General features: G+C 62.4%; 14 protein-coding genes. 7 read left to right on the top strand and 7 right to left on the bottom strand.

Translation table 11 applies throughout. The features are described from left to right. Positions 1-145: 145 nt before the first annotated feature. From gshA to ada, 3 genes are all read right to left on the bottom strand, one after another. Positions 146-1,762, bottom strand: a complete 1,617-nt coding sequence (gene gshA / locus B0G71_RS19380) for a glutamate--cysteine ligase (protein ID WP_116148717.1) — start codon at positions 1,760-1,762, stop codon at positions 146-148. A gap of 322 nt (positions 1,763-2,084) precedes the next feature. Beyond that, positions 2,085-3,002: a DNA-3-methyladenine glycosylase gene (locus tag B0G71_RS19375; RefSeq protein ID WP_116143508.1), complete on the bottom strand. Its 918-nt coding sequence runs from the start codon at positions 3,000-3,002 to the stop codon at positions 2,085-2,087. Beyond that, a complete protein-coding gene (gene ada, locus B0G71_RS19370) occupies positions 2,999-4,177 on the bottom strand; it encodes a bifunctional DNA-binding transcriptional regulator/O6-methylguanine-DNA methyltransferase Ada (protein ID WP_116143506.1) in 1,179 nt (392 codons plus the stop codon). The genes B0G71_RS19375 and ada overlap by 4 nt, the downstream gene beginning before the upstream one ends. Before the next feature lie 394 nt (positions 4,178-4,571). On the opposite strand from ada, the gene B0G71_RS19365 reads away from it, so the two are divergent. Further along, positions 4,572-4,997 carry a VOC family protein gene (locus B0G71_RS19365; protein ID WP_116143504.1) on the top strand — a complete coding sequence of 142 codons (426 nt, stop codon included), beginning with the start codon at positions 4,572-4,574 and terminating at the stop codon, positions 4,995-4,997. Between the two features lie 32 nt (positions 4,998-5,029). On the opposite strand, the gene B0G71_RS19360 is transcribed toward B0G71_RS19365, so the two are convergent. Together B0G71_RS19360 and B0G71_RS19355 are read right to left on the bottom strand one after the other, a co-directional pair. Further along, on the bottom strand, positions 5,030-5,584 hold the full coding sequence (locus tag B0G71_RS19360) for a YaeQ family protein (protein ID WP_106284955.1): 555 nt from the start codon (positions 5,582-5,584) through the stop codon (positions 5,030-5,032). A gap of 144 nt (positions 5,585-5,728) precedes the next feature. Further along, positions 5,729-6,706 (bottom strand): LysR family transcriptional regulator, encoded by a 978-nt coding sequence (locus B0G71_RS19355; RefSeq protein WP_116143502.1) that lies wholly within the window; start codon positions 6,704-6,706, stop codon positions 5,729-5,731. A 188-nt stretch (positions 6,707-6,894) separates the two neighbouring features. On the opposite strand from B0G71_RS19355, the gene B0G71_RS19350 reads away from it, so the two are divergent. The 5 genes from B0G71_RS19350 (at position 6,895) to B0G71_RS19330 (ending at position 13,956) form a co-directional block, all read left to right on the top strand. Then, a complete protein-coding gene (locus B0G71_RS19350) occupies positions 6,895-8,343 on the top strand; it encodes an aldehyde dehydrogenase family protein (protein WP_116143500.1) in 1,449 nt (482 codons plus the stop codon). Between the two features lie 126 nt (positions 8,344-8,469). After that, on the top strand, positions 8,470-9,474 hold the full coding sequence (locus B0G71_RS19345) for an arabinose ABC transporter substrate-binding protein (protein ID WP_116143498.1): 1,005 nt from the start codon (positions 8,470-8,472) through the stop codon (positions 9,472-9,474). An 85-nt stretch (positions 9,475-9,559) separates the two neighbouring features. Continuing rightward, positions 9,560-11,107 carry an L-arabinose ABC transporter ATP-binding protein AraG gene (gene araG, locus B0G71_RS19340; protein WP_116143496.1) on the top strand — a complete coding sequence of 516 codons (1,548 nt, stop codon included), beginning with the start codon at positions 9,560-9,562 and terminating at the stop codon, positions 11,105-11,107. Positions 11,108-11,178: 71 nt separating this feature from the next. Beyond that, complete coding sequence (araH, locus tag B0G71_RS19335) at positions 11,179-12,183, top strand: L-arabinose ABC transporter permease AraH (protein WP_116143495.1); 1,005 nt, start codon at positions 11,179-11,181, stop codon at positions 12,181-12,183. Between the two features lie 39 nt (positions 12,184-12,222). After that, complete coding sequence (locus tag B0G71_RS19330; protein WP_116143493.1) at positions 12,223-13,956, top strand: IlvD/Edd family dehydratase; 1,734 nt, start codon at positions 12,223-12,225, stop codon at positions 13,954-13,956. A gap of 260 nt (positions 13,957-14,216) precedes the next feature. On the opposite strand, the gene sap1 is transcribed toward B0G71_RS19330, so the two are convergent. Together sap1 and speG are read right to left on the bottom strand one after the other, a co-directional pair. Further along, positions 14,217-14,555 carry a surface attachment protein Sap1 gene (gene sap1 / locus B0G71_RS19325; RefSeq protein WP_012434866.1) on the bottom strand — a complete coding sequence of 113 codons (339 nt, stop codon included), beginning with the start codon at positions 14,553-14,555 and terminating at the stop codon, positions 14,217-14,219. 453 nt (positions 14,556-15,008) lie between these two features. Further along, entirely contained in the window at positions 15,009-15,581 is a 573-nt protein-coding gene (gene speG, locus B0G71_RS19320; RefSeq protein WP_258875773.1) for a spermidine N1-acetyltransferase, read from the bottom strand. Between the two features lie 154 nt (positions 15,582-15,735). Between speG and B0G71_RS19315 the strand changes: the two genes are divergently transcribed. Then, positions 15,736-16,011, top strand: coding sequence for a hypothetical protein (locus B0G71_RS19315; protein WP_258875626.1), 276 nt, complete (start codon positions 15,736-15,738; stop codon positions 16,009-16,011). The last annotated feature ends 18 nt before the right edge of the window (positions 16,012-16,029 follow it).

Genomic DNA, 16,029 nt, shown 5'->3' with positions numbered 1-16,029 from the left:
ATCTGGATCAGAGAATCGTTAGAACGCGCGGAGTATTTGCCGATGACGTTTGAAACGCACTGCACTTTGCGTAGACGTTACCGGCGCGAAATAAAAAAAGCGGCCGTGTTGGCCGCTCTTTCGTCATGTCGCCTGCAAGCGTGATTCAGACGCTGAACCGGTTCAGCGTATACGCCCGATATGCAGCGACGAACGCGTCGAACGAACCGACTTCTTCCCGTTCGAGTTTGGCTTGCTCGGCAAGCGATTGCGCGGCGAGATCGGTGAAGGCCTGGGTCTGTTCCGCATCCAGCGGACGTGAGCGGAAATGCGTGGCGTGTGCTTCGCTTTGTTCGAGACCGAATGCGAGGAAGCTCTGCTGCTTCTCGCGCATGGTCTGCAGCACGCGCGCCGACGGCGTGAGCGATGCATCCGCCAGCTTCGCGCGTTGAACCGCGACGGCGCGAGCATGCGCATCGCCGCCATGCAAAGTGTCGAGCGCGGCGGCGGCCGCGTCGATCTTGATGAGCAGCTCGTTCGCCCAGTCCGTCATCGCAACCGGTTGGCCGTCGCGTGCCAGTTCAAGGCCCGGCTTGCGCCCTTCCATCGTTACGCGGCCGAAATTCTGGTTGGCTTCGGCATAAGCATCTGGCGGTAACAGCGCGCTGTCGTCGAGCGCGCACACCAGCAGGTAAGCGTCGAGAAAGCGGGACGTTTCGAGCGAAATGCCGGTGGGCTCGAATGGGTCGATGTCCATGCAACGCACTTCCACGTATTGCACGCCGCGTGCGGCGAGCGCGTGCAGCGGACGCTCGCCCGGATGCGTGATGCGCTTCGGACGGATCGTCGAGTAAAACTCGTTTTCGATCTGCAGCACGTTCGTGTTGATCTGTACCCACTCGCCGTCGCGTTGCGTGCCGATTGCCTCGTATGCGGGGTACGGCTGGCTCACGGCTTTCGCGAGCGCGTCGAGGTAGCCCGGCAGCGTGTCGTAATCGGCGCGCAATTCGGCTTGCGCCGCGGTGTTCGAATAGCCGAGGTCGCTCATGCGCAAACTGGTTGCGTACGGACGATAGAGCGTGTCGGCGTCGAACGTGTCGAGCGTGTGTTTGCGATCGCGGAGGAAACGCCGATCCAGCGCCGGCGATGCGCCGAACAGATACATCAGCAGCCAGTTGGTGCGGCGGAAATTGCGGATCAGCGCGAGATACCGTTCGGACTGGAAATCGACCGCGCTCGCGGTGGATTGCTGGTCGGCATGCAGCCGCCCCCACACTTCTTCGTTCAGCGAATAGTTGTAGTGGATGCCCGCAATGCACTGCATCGTGCGGCCGTAGCGCAGCGCGAGGCCGATGCGGTACACGTACTTCAGCTTGCCGATGTTCGAGCTGCCATAGTTCGCGATCGGAATGCCGTCGTCGGTGTCGGGCAAGAGGCCCGGCATGGAGTTGTTCCACAGAATCTCGTCGTCGAGTTGCGCGTAGACAAAACGGTGGAGCGTATCGAGCTTTTCGAGCGTGAGCGCGACGTCATGCTCAGCCGGCGTGATCAGTTCGAGCAGCGCTTCGGAATAATCCGTGGTGAGCGACGGATGCGTGAGCGCCGAACCGAGCGCGCGCGGATGCGGCGTCAAGGCGAGCTTGCCCTCGTGCGTCACGCGCAGGCTTTCCTTTTCGATGCCGCGCAGGCCGCGTATCAGCGCGTCGCGCTGCGGGCCTGAGGTCAGCACGGACAGGCGGTGCGAGAGCGCGTCGGTCGTGCGGGAAGGTGTCGTGTTTGGCATTGATGCGAGTCGGGCGTTGTCGGCCGCCATGTGCCGCAGCACTGCGGTTGACAACGTTCGGCGGAATTTTCGGTAGCGGGCACTTTAACATCTCGCCAGAACGGCTGCTTGAGGCCGCTTCAGCGGGTCGCCGGAGCACTTCGGACCGCTTCTACTTTGGGCCAATTTCACTGCTTTTTGCGCCAGTCCGTTGGCTTTGCCCGACTTCACTCTATCCGTCACGCACGTCGCGCGCTATCCGCATTTCTTCCCCCAAAGCCGCGCGTTGTGTCGGCCGCCGTCGGCGACGCACCACGTCAACCGCCAGGAGCGACGCGCCGCTTCAGCCGCCACGCGCGGCGCCCGCGCGGTCCGCTACTTCATTCCACAGATGCATCGCCGCGTATGCACGCCACGGCCGCCATGTGTCGGTGCGGACGCGCTGCTGCGTGGGCCGCACGAGCGACGGATCGCGCGCGCGGATCGACTGCATCAGCACGAGGTCCCACGCGGGCCACGCGTCGGCATCGCGCCATGCGCGCATGGCGACGTACTCGACGGTCCACGGCCCGATGCCGGGCAGCGCCAGCAGCGCGGCACGCAGACTGTCGGCATCGGCCGTGTTGCTGTCGAGCGGCACGTCGCCGGTGGCGACCGCGTGCGCGAAACCCTGCAATGCCGCTACACGTTTACCCGGCATGCCGATTTGCGCGAGATCCACAGCAGCCAGCGCGGCGGGCGTCGGGAAACGCCAAGCGGTGCTCTCATGCGGATGTCCCTCGATACGCTCGCCGGCGCGCTGCACCAGTCTGCCGATGATGGTGGTCGCCGCCTTCACGCTGACCTGCTGCCCGACGATTGCACGCACCACCAGCTCGAAGCCCGACCACGCGCCCGGCACACGCAAGCCGGGCACGGCTTCAACCAGCGGCGCGAGCCACGGATCCGCGGCGAGTTCTGCGCCGATCTTTTTCGGATCGGCGTGCAGGTCGAACATCTTCGCAATCGGCGCGGCGAGCGCGTCGGCGTGACGGCTTACCGGCCCTTCCATGCTGGCGACGAGGCAACGCTTGCGCGGATGCAGACGTACGCTCAGCGTGCCGCTGTCGCCGGCCCAATCAATCGCGCGGCGGTACGCGCCGTCTTCCACCGCTTCGACGCCGGGCGTCGCGCGTCCGCCGAAGAAACGCAGCAGGCGCGGCCAGTCGAAGGGTGATTTGAACGGCAATTCAAGGGTAGCGACTTCGTCGAGCGTACTCACGCGGCGTGGTCCAGTTTGGTGGTGGTTTCGGTGTCGACGTCGGCGTCGGCATCGACGCGCTGGTTGCGCTCGGTCTGGCCGTGCGGGAAGCCGCCGGCGTGCTGCGCCTCGTTGTCCAGCAGCGCGGCCTTGCGCGGCAAACCCCAGCGATAGCCCGCCAGCGCCCCGCCCTTGGCCACCACGCGATGACAAGGAATCGCCAGTGCCACCGGGTTCGTCGCGCAGGCGCTCGCTACAGCGCGCACGGCGCGAGGCGCGCCGACTGATTCGGCGATCTGCGAATAGCTGCGCGTCTCACCGTACGGGATGCGCCGCAACGCGTCCCACACGCGCTGGCGGAATGCCGTCGCGGCGATATCCAGCGGCAGATCGAAGTCCTGACGGGTGCCATGCAAATAGGCGTCGATCTGAGCGATGAACGGTGCCAGGTGTTCGGTATCTTCCAGCACGTCGGCGTTGGCGAATTCGCCGCGCAGGTCGCCGGCGAGTACGGCTTTGTCGTCGCCGAAAGCGATCTTGCAGATACCCTTCTCTGTCGCCGCGACCAGCACATAACCGAGCGACGTCGGCGCGCTGGCGTAGCGAACGGTCAGTCCGGCACCCTTGCGGCGATACGCGGACGGCGCCATGCCCAGTTCGGCCGACGCACTGTCGTACATCCGTGACGGCGAGCCGAAGCCCGCGTCGAGCGTGGCGCGAGTGACGTCCGAGCCGCTCTGGAGCGCGTCGCGCAACGCGGCGCCCCGCCGCGCGGCCTGATATTGACGCGGCGACACGCCCACCACCCGCTTGAAAAGACGCTGCAGATGGAACGGGCTGACGTGCACGGCGTCGCTCAGTTGCGCGAGCGTGAGGCGCTCCTGCGGGTCGGCGTCCAGCGCGGCGCACGCGCGATTCACGATTTCCAGCTCGCGCGGCAGGCCGCCGGGCTGGCAGCGCTTGCAATCGCGAAAGCCCGCGGTGCGCGCGGCGGCGGCATCGGTGAAGAAAGCAACGTTCTCACGGCGCGGCAGGCGCGACGCGCACGACGGACGGCAGAACACGCCGGTCGTTTTGACGGCGTAGAAGAACGCGCCATCGGCTTGCGACTCGCGGTGGGTGACGGCTTGCCAGCGCGCGTCGTCGGAAGTCCAGTGGCTGGCGCTGGAGGCGGTATCGGTAGATTTGCGGTTCATGATGGTCCCGAAGAGACGGTGTCGATGCTCACCAATGTAGGACGCATGCCGACACACTACGCTCCGGTTCTTGCTCTGTCATTGCGCTTCTTCGTAGACCCAAAGCCCCGCCGGGCGTCCGTTTAACGGAAAACTGCGACAATTTGGCACGATATCGGGTTTTCCCTTAAAAAGTTATTGCGTCGCACCAGGCCGATGTGTATATTAGTACTTGTCTCCTCCATGTCTCCTCCTGATATGGATTCAGCCCGCTCCACATAGAGCGGGCTTTTTTTCGTCCATATGGTCCTGATCCAGCCCTTAACGCGGCTTTCACGACCTGCACTCGCAGCGCCGCCCTTTCTTCTACACTGGCAATTCACGCGTTCTGCGAGCCAGCCAAGGGGCGTTCCATATGAAAATCCACATTCGCGAGATCGATCATGTTGTCATTCGGGCGACGAAAGTCGAGACCATGGCGCGTTTCTATTGCGACGTGCTCGGCTGCAGCGTCGAAAAAGAGCAGCGCGATCTAGGCCTGACGCAGTTACGCGCGGGGCGTTCGCTGATCGATCTGTTGCAGGTGGGCGCCAAGCTCGATCACGCCGAAAACGGCGTGCCGGGCACCGGGCGGAATATGGATCACGTGTGCTTGCGCATCGATCCGTTCGACGCTGAAGCGCTCAAGGCGCATCTGGTCGAACACGGCGCGCGGCTGGGTGAACTGGGGCAGCGCTATGGCGCGGACGGCTACGGACAGTCGCTGTATCTGTTCGACCCGGAAGGCAACATGGTCGAACTGAAAGGCCCGCCGGAAGCGGCGCACGTGACGTCGCTATAAAGCTATCGGCAAGTTTGTAAGGCGTCGAAGCGTCAGGCGTTGGCGGGCGCCTTAAGCACCGTCCATTCGATTTTCACCGCATCGGCATCGGCGCTGCCAAGCCATGCTTCGCCGTCCTGCACGGTGCATTGCAGCCGCATGGTCCGTTCGGCCAGCGAGCCGAGGGCAGTGGCGACGTCTTCGCCGAGCGTCCAAACCGTCACGTTGCGCATGCGCTCAACCTTATTGCGCACGCCCTGCCACCAGATGTCCGACGCACGACCGCCGTAAGCAATCACGATCACTTTGTTCGAGCGGCCGCTCGCCTTGGCGATGCGCCGTTCGTCCGGCTGGCCGACTTCGATCCAGGTGTCGATCGCGCCGGTCAGATCTTTTTCCCACAGATCCGGTTCGTCCACATCCGACAAACCTTTGCAGAATTCGAGCCGCTCCTGCGCGAACAGCGCGAACGCGGCGACCCGAACCATCATCCGTTCGTCGGTTTCCGAGGGATGGCGGGCGATCGTCAGCGAATGGTCGGCGTAGTAGTGCCGGTCCATGTTGGCGATCTGCAGTTCCGCCTTGTAAATCGTCGATTTGAGAGCCATGCCGTTGCTAAACCAGGCGCTCGCTCCGCCGGAGCGAACTGAAAAAGAATCGTCGACGGCGCGTTGCCGTTTTCCGTGTTTGTTGTACATCTTCTGTCCCTCCCGCGCGCCGCCAGCCGGCTGTCGTCACCACGGGAGAAGCATTTATCGCGCCACTGTTGGCTCGAAAGCGGTGCCGTACACCTCGCTAGCGGCTTCCCGCAAGGCTTCCAGCACAACCGAGGCCGCCGGCGAAAGCAGGTGTGACTGGCGCGTGATGATACCGAATGTATCCATCCTGCACGGTAAATCGATCGGTATCCGCTTCAGCACGCCGTACTGTTGGTATTGACGCGCCACTTCGTCGGGTAAAACCGCCAACATGTCGCTTTGAAGAAGCAGGCTCGAAATCGCCAGAAAATTGTTGGTATTGACCACGTTTTGCGGCGGATTCAGCCCGATTTGCGAAAACATCAGATCAAATCGATGACGCAAAACACTGCCCGGAGGATGTAAAACCCAGCTGGCATTGACGATTCCGCGCAGCGTCAAACCTGTCTCATTTTCGAGATGATGGCCGGGACGCGCCACCACGCAAAGCGGCTCGTCGGCGAGCGGTTCGTAGCGGACTTCAGTCTTGAACTGATTCTGCCGCTCCAGTACGCGGCCGATCATAATGTCCAGTTCACCTTCCGCCAGTCGCGGCAGCATCACATCCGAGGTTTCGACCTCTGTCCAGATTTGCAGTTGCGCATAGCGCTCCTTCACGCTGGCAATCGCGCGCGGCACCATGGTCGCCGCTGCCGCCGCGATCACGCCGATCCGCACTTGCCCCGCCAGCCCCGCGCGCAACGCCGAGATTTCGTCGTGCGCATGACTCAGGTTCGATAGCACCATGCGCGCATGACGGATCATCACCTCGCCGTACAGCGTGGCATGCATGCCGTGCGGCGTGCGGTCGAACAGGCTCACTTCCAGCATGTCCTCGAGCTCTTTCAGCAGTCGCGACGCCGCGGGCTGGGTCATGCCGAGCACGTCGGCGGCACGCCGGACGTTGCCTTCCTCTTCCATTGCCGCGAGCAATAGCAGTTGCCGCGTCTTGAGCCGCGCCCGCACGAACCAGTTCGAGTAGCTACGCGTCATGGCCTGTCTCCGACCGGTTTCGATGAGGCGGCTCGCAGTCACGAGCCGCGAACTCTGCCAAGGCAAGGCTCCATCATGCCATACCGGAATTGATATCGGGATAGCCTAAAAAGGGATTGGAAAGTTATTGGGACGGCTCATACCATTCGTGGACTTTCTGAGCTTCCTGTGTGGCGCCTTCCCCTTCGATGAACCGCGATCCGCTCGTCCCACTCGTTGCAAGCCCGTTTCGCCACTACATCAATGGCGGATGGGAGACGGGCGCGACCACCGGCGTCTCGCTCAATCCTTCGGACCTGGATGATCCGGTCGGCGAGTATGTGCGAGCCGACGTGCGACAAACCGATATGGCCATCGAGGCCGCGCACGCGGCCTTCCGCGAGTGGTCGCTTGGTTCGGCGCAGCGCCGCGCGGATGCGCTCGACGCCATCGGCAGCGAGATGCTCGCGCGCCGCGACGAACTGGGCCGGCTGCTGGCGCGTGAAGTCGGCAAGACGCTGCCCGACACTTTGGTCGAGGCGACGCGTGCCGGGCAGACCTTCAAACTGTGCGCGGCGGAAGCCTTGCGTGTCTTCGCCGAGCCCGTCGCGTCGGCGCGTGCCGGCGTCGAGATCGACGTAACGCGCGAACCGCTCGGCGTGGTCGGCATCATCGCTCCGTGGAGCGCGCCGCTGGCGATTGCCGCGGCGAAGATCGGCGCCGCGCTCGCTCATGGCAATTGCGTCGTCTTCAAACCAGCCGAATCGACACCGGCTTGCGCGGCGGCGCTGGCCTCGATCATCAGCCGCGCCGGTCTGCCCGCGGGCGTGTTCAACCTCGTGATGGGCAGCGGCCGTCAGGTCGGCGCGCGGATTGCCGCGCATCCGCTGACGGCGGCCGTGAGCTTCACCGGTTCGGCGGAGACCGGCACGCGCGTGCTGCAAGCGGCAGTCGCCCGGCAGGCGCGCGTGCAACTTGAGATGGGCGGCAAGAATCCCTTCGTCGTATTGGCCGACGCCGATCTCGAAGCCGCCGTCGAAGCCGCCTTGAGCGGCGCCTATGGCTCGACGGGTCAACGCAGCACCGCGGCGGCGCGGCTGATTGTCGAAGGCGCGGTGTTTGAGCCGTTCGTGGACGCATTGCAGGCGAAGCTCGCGAGACTCTCGATCGATCATGCCTTGAAGCACGGCACGGACATGGGTCCCGTGGCCAACGCCGCGCAGTTGGAGCGCAATCTCGACTATGTGCGCATCGGCCAGCAGGAAGGCGCGCGATTGCTGCACGGCGGCCGCCAACTGGAGCGCGCGACGCGCGGCTATTTTTTCGAACCGGCGCTGTTCGTCGGCGAACCGGAACATCGTGTCGCGCGGGAGGAAATCTTCGGCCCCGTTGCCGTCGTGCTGCGCGCGGACGACTACGATCACGCGCTGCATCTCGCGAACGACACCGCTTACGGTCTGTGCGCCGGCATTTGCACGCGCTCGCTCAATCGCGCGCGGCATTTCCGCCGTCATGTCCACAGCGGCCTTGTCACGATCAATCTGCCGACCACGGCCGTCGAGCGTCACGCGCCCGGCGGCGGCCGCAAAGCGTCCACTTATGGCGCAACGGACGCGGCCTTCTGGAGCGCCGTGAAAACGGCGTACGTGGCGGGCTGATGGTCATGCGATCGCTTCACGTCACCATGCATTCCAACGTCCATCCGCGTCCTCGCTGACGCCGCCGTGCATCAACCGCTGCAATCAAATAAATCAACGCAGCTTTTTCAACTTCAGGAGACAGATATGACCAGCAAGCTTCGCCGTTTGACGCTAACCGCAATGGCGGCCGCCGCCCTCGCCGCGCCTTTTGCCATGCAACTTTCCGCGCACGCGGACGCGCCGCTCAAAGTCGGCTTCCTCGTGAAGATGCCGGAACAGGCCTGGTTCATCAACGAACAGAAAGCCGCTAGCGCGCTCGGCCAGAAGGACGGCTTCTCGGTGGTGAACATCGGCACGCCGGACGGTGAAAAAGTGCTGGCCGCGATCGACAACCTCGGCGCACAAGGCGCCAAAGGCTTTGTGATCTGCGCACCCGACGTGCGTCTCGGACCGGCAATCCAGGCGCGCGCCAAGCGCTACAACATGAAGTTCGTCACCGTCGACGATCAACTGGTCGACTCGACCGGCAAGCCGCTGGCGAACGTGCCGCATCTGGGCATGTCCGCGTTCAAGATCGGCAATCAGGTCGGCACGGCCATCGCCGAAGAGATGAAACGCCGCGGCTGGAAGCCGGAAGAAGTCGGCGCGTTGCGCATCACGAACTACGAATTGCCGACCGCGAAATTGCGCACCGACGGCGCGACACAATCGCTCATTGCCGGCGGCTTCAAGAAGGAAAATATCTTCGACGCCCCGCAAAAGACGACCGATGACGAAGGCGGCTTCAACGCGTCGTCGCCGGTGCTCGCGCAGCATCCGAACATCAAGAAGTGGGTGATCTTCGCGCTGAATGAGGAAAGCGTGCTGGGCGGCGTGCGCGCGACCGAGCAGTTGCATATTCCGGCTGCGGACGTGATCGGCGTCGGCATCAACGGTGCGGGCGAAGCGTTCGCCGAATTCCAGAAGAAGGAACCGACGGGCTTTTACGGCACGATCGCCGTGAGCTCGACGATGCATGGCAAGGAAAGCACGGAGAACCTCGTCGAGTGGATCAAGGACGGTAAGCAGCCGCCCGCCGATACGCAGACTACCGGCAAGCTGATGGTGCGCAGCAACTGGCAGGAAGTGCGCAAGGAACTCGGTATTTAAGCGGGATTCGAGTTCGCACGCTGCGGGCCATCTCGCTCACGCGAGAGCGGCCCGTATAGGTTGTTCACCAGCTTGAGGTTTTTTGATGACGTCCCCACACATCGATCCCCACACCGCCGAAGCGGCGCCCTCGCCCGCGCTCGCGTCCACCGAGCCGTATCTGCGGCTCGACGGGATCACCGTGCGCTTTCCCGGCGTGCTCGCGCTCGACCAGGTGTCGCTCGACGTGCGGCGCGGCGAAGTGCACGGGTTGATGGGCGAGAACGGCGCCGGCAAATCGACGCTGCTCAAGGTGTTGTCCGGCGTGAATCAGCCGGCGGCGGGCAGCTTGTCGCTCGATGGCGTCGAACAGCAATTCATCACGACCAAGGCCGCGATCGCCGCGGGCGTGGCAATCATCTATCAGGAACTGCATCTCGTGCCGGAACTGACGGTTGCGGAAAACCTGATGCTCGGCGCCCTGCCCAATCGTTTCGGGGTACTGGACGAAAAAGCGCTGGTAGCGCGCGCGGTGCGCGAGCTGGAGCGGCTCGGCGAAAAGATCGATCCGTCGCAGCAAGTGAAAAATCTCTCGATCGGCCAGCGGCAAATGATCGAAATCGGCAAGGCGTTGATGCGCGACGCGCGCGTGATCGCGTTCGACGAACCGACCAGTTCGCTGTCCTCGCGTGAGACGACGCAACTGTTCCGGATCATTCGTGCATTGAAGGCCGAAGGCCGCGTGATCATCTACGTCACGCATCGGATGGATGAAGTCTACGAACTGTGCGATCGGGTCACGGTGTTTCGCGATGGCCGCCGCATCGATACGTTCGAAGCGGGTGAAGGACTCGACCGCGATCGCCTGATCAGCTGCATGGTGGGCCGTTCGATCGCCGACGTGTACGGCTATCGCTCGCGCGACCTCGGCGACGTGCAACTCGACGTCAAGGAATTGATGGGACGCGGCCTGCGTGAACCGGCTTCTTTCACGGCACGCAAAGGCGAAATTGTCGGCTTCTTCGGACTCGTAGGCGCGGGGCGCTCAGAGTTGATGAAGCTCATCTACGGCGCGGTCAAACCGGCAGCCGGCGAGATCACGCTCAAAGGCAAGCGCGTGCGTTTTGCCACGCCGCGCGACGCCGTACGCGCGGGCGTCGCGCTCTGTCCGGAAGATCGCAAGCAGGAAGGCATCGTTTCGATCGCGTCGGTATCGGACAACCTCAACATCAGCTGCCGACGCCATTTCAGCCGCTTCAACGTGCTCAACGGGCGCAAGGAAGCGCAGACCGCCAAAGAGTTCATCGGCAAGCTTGCGATCAAGACGCGCAATGGCGACACGCCGATCGGCACGCTCTCCGGCGGCAATCAGCAGAAGGTGATTCTGTCGCGCTGGCTCGCCGAGGACATCGACGTGTTCCTGATGGACGAACCCACGCGTGGCATCGACGTCGGCGCGCGCAGCGAGATTTATGGGCTGCTGTATGGGCTTGCCGAAGCGGGCCGCACGGTGATCGTCGTGTCGAGCGACCTCGCCGAAGTGATCGGCGTGGCGGATCGCGTGGTCGTGATGAAGGAAGGCCGCATCGTTGGCGATCTGCCCAAGGCGCAGGCCACGCCGGATGCGCTCATCAAGCTGGCCCTTCCTCGCTGACCCCGGCCGCATACACACGAGAACACGAAGCCAACTGAATCGAATCGCGTCATAGAAACGGAATAAACACCATGCAGACACCCTCAACCGATTCCTCGACCCCAGCCGTCGCCTCAGCGAGCCTGAGCGCGCGCGCCGCGCGCACCTGGGACCTGATCAACAAGTCCGGCATCGTGATGGTGTTCGTGATTCTGTTCGCGGCTTTGTCGTTCACCGTGCCGGATTTTTTGAGTTCGCGAAACATCCAGGGCTTGCTGCTCTCCGTCACGCTGATCGGCTCGATCTCCGTGACGATGATGTTCGTTCTCGCGCTCGGCGAAGTGGATTTGTCGGTGGCGTCGATCGTCGCGTTCGCGGGCGTGGTGGCGTCCACCTTGATCACCGCGACGCATAGCGTGATGCTCGGCGTCGCGGCCGGCGTGCTCGCGGGCGGCGCGGTCGGACTCGTCAACGGCGTGCTGGTCGCGCGCTACAGGATCAACTCGCTGATCGTCACGCTGGCCATGATGGAGGTCGTGCGCGGCCTCGCCTACATCACCTCGAATGGCGACGCCGTGATGATATCCGAAGAGCGTTTCTTCGACCTCGGCGGCGGCGCGTTCCTCGGCATTTCGTATCCGATCTGGAGCAACATCGTCGGCTTCGTGCTGTTCGGCTTTTTGCTGAAGAAAACCGTGTTCGGCAAGAATGTGCTGGCCGTCGGCGGCAATAGCGAGGCAGCGTTGCTGGCGGGCTTGCCGGTGACGCGGATCAAGATCACAGTGTTCGTATTGCAGGGCCTCGTCACCGGTTTTGCGGGCGTGATGCTTGCGTCGCGTATGAGTCTGGGCGACCCGAAGACGTCCGTCGGTCTGGAACTCGGCGTGATTTCCGCGTGCGTGCTCGGCGGCGTGTCGCTCACGGGCGGCGTCGCGACGATTTCCGGTGTGCTGGTCGGCGTGCTGATCATGGGCTCGGTGCAGGACGCCATGAGCCTGCTCAACGTGCCGACCTTTTACCAATACCTGATTCGCGGCGGGATCCTGCTGCTCGCGGTGCTGTTCGATCAGTTCCGCCGCAGCAAGCGCGTGCACTGACGCGCGCCCCGCCCCCCACGTTTGCCAACAGGAGATTTCATGGCTGATTCGAACCAGACTAAAAAGCCGCTACGCAGCCAGGCGTGGTTCGGCCTCAAGGACCGCGACGGTTTTCTACATCGCTCGTGGATGAAAAACCAGGGCATCCCGCACGACGAATTCGACGGGCGCCCCGTGATCGGCATTTGCAATACGTGGTCGGAACTCACGCCGTGCAATGCGCATTTTCGCGAACTCGCGGAGTACGTGAAAAAAGGCGTGCACGAAGCGGGCGGCTTGCCGCTCGAGTTTCCGGTGATGTCGCTTGGCGAGACCAATTTGCGGCCTACCGCGATGCTGTTTCGCAACCTCGCCTCCATGGACGTCGAGGAGTCGATTCGCGGCAACCCCATGGACGGCGTGATTCTGCTGGTCGGCTGCGACAAGACCACGCCCGCGCTGCTAATGGGCGCGGCGTCGTGCAATCTGCCCGCGCTGGCCGTCTCCGGCGGCCCGATGCTCAATGGCCGGTTTCGCGGCAAGAACATCGGCTCCGGCACGGGCGTCTGGCAGATGTCCGAGGAAGTGCGCGCCGGCACGATGACGCAGGAAGAATTCACCGAAGCCGAGTCGTGCATGAACCGCTCGCGCGGCCACTGCATGACCATGGGCACGGCCTCGACCATGGCCTCGATGGTCGAATCGCTCGGCATGGGTTTGCCGCACAACGCGGCGATTCCCGCGGTCGATGCGCGCCGCCAGGTGCTCGCGCATCTCGCGGGCCGGCGCATCGTCGACATGGTTCGCGAGGATCTGACGATGGACAAGATCCTCACGCGCCAGGCCTTTGAAAACGCGATCCGCACGAATGCGGCGATCGGCGGCTCGACCAATGCGGTCGTCCATCTGATCGCGCTGGCCAAGCGCATTGGTGTGGAGTTGTCGCTTGAAGACTGGGAGCTGGGTTCGAATGTGCCGTGTCTCGTGAACCTGCAACCGTCCGGCGAATACCTGATGGAGGACTTTTACTACGCGGGCGGTTTGCCGGCGGTGTTGAAGCAACTCGGCGAACAAGGCCTGCTGCATCGCGATGCGCTGACCGTGAACGGCAAGACCATCTGGGACAACGTGCGCAACGCGCCGAATCACGACGAGAAAGTCATCACGATGTTCGCCGAACCGTTCAAGCCGAAGGCCGGCATCGCGGTGCTCAAGGGCAACCTTGCGCCGAATGGCGCTGTGATCAAGCCGTCGGCGGCCACCGCGGCGTTGCTCAAGCATCGCGGGCGCGCGGTGGTGTTCGAGAACATCGAGGAATTTCACGCGAAGATCGATGACGAGTCGCTCGACATCGACGAGCATTGCATCATGGTTCTAAAAGGCGCGGGCCCGAAGGGATACCCGGGCTTTGCGGAAGTCGGCAATATGCCGCTGCCGAAAAAGGTGCTGCAAAAGGGCATTACCGACATGGTCCGCATCTCGGACGGCCGCATGAGCGGTACGGCATACGGCTCGGTGGTGCTGCATGTGTCGCCGGAAGCGGCGGCGGGCGGCCCGCTCGCGTTCGTGCAAACCGGCGACATGATCGAACTGGACGTCGAAGCACGCCGCTTGCATCTCGATGTCACCGACGAAGAGCTAGCGCGCCGCCGCGCCGCATGGAAGGCGCCCGAGGCGCCCAAACGCGGCTACTACAAGCTCTACGTCGAACACGTGCTGCAAGCGGATCAGGGCGCGGATCTCGACTTCCTGGTCGGATCGAGCGGTGCGCCGGTGCCACGCGACTCACATTGAGCGGCGCGTGATGAGCTGACGGTTGTTCCCTGCGCTTTGCGAGAAGGCGCACTGCCGATGCGGATTCAGACGATCCGCATTGGCTTTTTTCTGTCCATTCGAAAGCGGGGCTCAAGCGTGCAAATAAAATCGGCCGGGCATTAATGCCCAGCCGATTTTTAACTCACAGGTTCATCATCTCCGGCTCATCGAGTCAGAGGAAGGAGGCGCACGCGCGCAAAATCACATTCCGGCATTTCGCCGGAATGAACGCGCTCAGCTTATTGCTTGATGAATCGATCGTTTGCCCACAGGCCTTGCGTATCGCTATTACCCGAATTCACGAATTCGATGTCATGGCCAACTACGCGCACGACGCGGAAACTCGAGTTTTCCGGTGTCGAAACACATTGGTATCCGGAGAAAAATTCCTGCATCTTTTGCTGTTCGCCAGCTTGCGCATGCTGGTCGGCGGCGTCGAGTTTATCCTTCGACAGGCAGCCATAGGCGTTGGCCTTGAACTGGATAGTCTGCTGCGGCTTGATCATGACGTCTTGCGCCTGAACAGTCGCGGCGGCCAATCCCGCAATGGCGAAAACAACGGCGATTCGCATTTTCATATTGTCCTCCGGTGCGGGTGGATACTCAGGTTAGCTATGTATTTAACTTTAACTTTGAACCCGCATATTGCACTTTAGGAGAATGCGAGAGAACGACAAGCACATCTTGTGTGCGGTCGCAACAGCGGCGAATTGTCGCACCGTATCGTGTGCCTGCCTGATCGTTAAGCACTGACCTAAATAGCGTTGGATACGATGGATAACTAAACACCTGGCAGGGCACGCCGCTTTCACCAGTAACGCTTTGCGGCACGTATTCGCGTAAACGAGCAGCCGCATTTAAATGTTTTGCGAAAGTTAGTCACAATGCTTGGTGCAATGCACACAAAGTCATTCAACCGACTAAACAGAAATTACTAAATAACGGTGTATTTGCAGAAGATAAACGGTGCCAGGCGAGAAAGCAGGGCGCGCGGCGCCTGTGTTATCCGGCAGCGGTGCGCGGTCGCCACGTCACTCGGCGCGCCGATTGGCCTCGAAAAACTCAGACTGGAACATGCACATACGCAACGCATTGTGATAGCTGCCATTGCCGAAAAATTCCTCGATCAGTTCGGCCTCGTGCCTGAAGCCGCACTTTTCGTAGACGTGAATCGCCGAGGTATTCGACTTGTCGACGATTAAGTAGACCTTGCGCAGATTCAGCACGGAAAACGCATAGTCCGTGGCGAGCTGGGTGGCAAGCGTGGCGTAGCCGCGGCCCTGCGCATGCGGCGCGATGATGATCTGAAACTCGCCGCGTCGATGAATATAGTCCAGCTCGATCAACTCGACCACGCCGACGGTCTGCCCCTCGTTGTCGATCGCCACAAAACGCCGTTCGCGCAAGTCGTGCACGTGCTGGTCGTAGAGCTGGGTCAGTTCTGAGAAGGTTTCGTACGGCTCCTCGAACCAGTAACGCATGATTTTCGCGTTGTTGTTCACTTCGTGGACGAAGCGCAGATCGGTACGCTCGAGCGGGCGCAAGGTGAGTTCGCTGCTGCGTTCAGTCGCACTGGATTCCCCTTGAGAATTGTTGGTTTGAATGCGCGCGGTTCGTGCACGCAAACATGCTTTCCGGTTAGTCAGGAAGTGGGGCAGGGAGTTCTTGCACGCGCTCGCACGTCGTCGACACTTTTTTCGGTAAGTCAGGCGTCAAGTGAGTCCGGCGAGACCACGGCGTCGCGATGTCGCAGGTCCGGTGTCCGGTTCGATCGCGACGATTATGAGGCGCCGCACGGTACAGGTACGCGCGGTGCTCTACAATGAAATCATGCTCCTGCGATCGGAGGCCACCGTGATCGAGCACTTGATATTGGGCGTTTTTCTGGTCATTCCGCTGCTCATCGTCGCTTTTCTTTTCTCCGACGAGCTGTGGCAAGAACACCGCCATCTGCACGAGATGCGGCCCATGCATGTGAGGCCGCGCCGCATCGACTGGCGGCATCCGCTGCGCCGCTCGCGGGATCGTCTGTAACGGCGGTTTCAGCCGCTT

Source organism: Paraburkholderia sp. BL27I4N3, from assembly GCF_003386115.1.
GTDB lineage: Bacteria > Pseudomonadota > Gammaproteobacteria > Burkholderiales > Burkholderiaceae > Paraburkholderia.
The sequence above is the reverse complement of the archived record's forward strand: the minus strand, read 5'-3'. Positions and strand labels throughout refer to the sequence as shown.

Excerpts from the sequence above, each read along its gene's own strand:
- araG (WP_116143496.1), top strand. The coding sequence starts at position 9,560 with ATGACGTCCCCACACATCGATCCCCACACCGCCGAAGCGGCGCCCTCG.
- B0G71_RS19360 (WP_106284955.1), bottom strand. The coding sequence starts at position 5,584 with ATGGCTCTCAAATCGACGATTTACAAGGCGGAACTGCAGATCGCCAAC.
- sap1 (WP_012434866.1), bottom strand. The coding sequence starts at position 14,555 with ATGAAAATGCGAATCGCCGTTGTTTTCGCCATTGCGGGATTGGCCGCC.
- B0G71_RS19355 (WP_116143502.1), bottom strand. The coding sequence starts at position 6,706 with ATGACGCGTAGCTACTCGAACTGGTTCGTGCGGGCGCGGCTCAAGACG.
- araH (WP_116143495.1), top strand. The coding sequence starts at position 11,179 with ATGCAGACACCCTCAACCGATTCCTCGACCCCAGCCGTCGCCTCAGCG.
- ada (WP_116143506.1), bottom strand. The coding sequence starts at position 4,177 with ATGAACCGCAAATCTACCGATACCGCCTCCAGCGCCAGCCACTGGACT.
- B0G71_RS19330 (WP_116143493.1), top strand. The coding sequence starts at position 12,223 with ATGGCTGATTCGAACCAGACTAAAAAGCCGCTACGCAGCCAGGCGTGG.
- gshA (WP_116148717.1), bottom strand. The coding sequence starts at position 1,762 with ATGCCAAACACGACACCTTCCCGCACGACCGACGCGCTCTCGCACCGC.
- B0G71_RS19350 (WP_116143500.1), top strand. The coding sequence starts at position 6,895 with ATGAACCGCGATCCGCTCGTCCCACTCGTTGCAAGCCCGTTTCGCCAC.
- B0G71_RS19365 (WP_116143504.1), top strand. The coding sequence starts at position 4,572 with ATGAAAATCCACATTCGCGAGATCGATCATGTTGTCATTCGGGCGACG.
- B0G71_RS19345 (WP_116143498.1), top strand. The coding sequence starts at position 8,470 with ATGACCAGCAAGCTTCGCCGTTTGACGCTAACCGCAATGGCGGCCGCC.